The following is an 875-nucleotide window of genomic DNA, read 5'->3' on the forward strand; positions in this document are numbered from 1 at the left end:
TTGGAAATCACAGAAAAAGCACTTGGCTCCGAACATCCAGATGTAGGTAATCGCCTTAACAACTTGGCTGGAGTTTATAGCGATTTAGGCAAGTATTCTGAAGCCGAACCTCTTTGTATCCGTGCCTTGGAAATCACAGAAAAAGCACTTGGCTCCGAACATCCAGATGTAGGTAATCGCCTTAACAACTTGGCTGGAGTTTATAGCGATTTAGGCAAGTATTCTGAAGCAAAACCTCTCTATATCCGTGCCTTGGAAATCACAGAAAAAGCACTTGGCTCCGAACATCCAGATGTAGGTAATCGCCTTAACAATCTAGCGGAACTTTACCGAAATTTGGGTAAGTATTCTGAAGCCGAACCTCTGTATATCCGTGCCTTGGAAATCACAGAAAAAGCACTTGGCTCCGAACATCCAGATGTAGGTAATCGCCTTAACAACTTGGCTGGAGTTTATAGCGATTTAGGCAAGTATTCTGAAGCCGAACCTCTTTGTATCCGTGCCTTGGAAATCACAGAAAAAGCACTTGGCTCCGAACATCCAGATGTAGGTAATCGCCTTAACAACTTGGCTGGAGTTTATAGCGATTTAGGCAAGTATTCTGAAGCCGAACCTCTTTGTATCCGTGCCTTGGAAATCACAGAAAAAGCACTTGGCTCCGAACATCCAGATGTAGGTAATCGCCTTAACAACTTGGCTGGAGTTTATAGCGATTTAGGCAAGTATTCTGAAGCCGAACCTCTTTGTATCCGTGCCTTGGAAATCACAGAAAAAGCACTTGGCTCCGAACATCCAGATGTAGGTAATCGCCTTAACAACTTGGCTGGAGTTTATAGCGATTTAGGCAAGTATTCTGAAGCCGAACCTCTTTGTAT

Annotated in this window: 1 protein-coding gene; it reads left to right on the forward strand. The window is 43.8% G+C overall.

What is annotated here, in order from left to right; translation table 11 throughout:
- A partial coding sequence (locus FXW07_RS19130; RefSeq protein WP_229397188.1) for a tetratricopeptide repeat protein occupies positions 1-875 on the forward strand: 875 nt, incomplete at both ends.

This window comes from Methanosarcina sp. DH1 (assembly GCF_020804205.1).
Taxonomy (GTDB): Archaea; Halobacteriota; Methanosarcinia; order Methanosarcinales; family Methanosarcinaceae; genus Methanosarcina; species Methanosarcina vacuolata.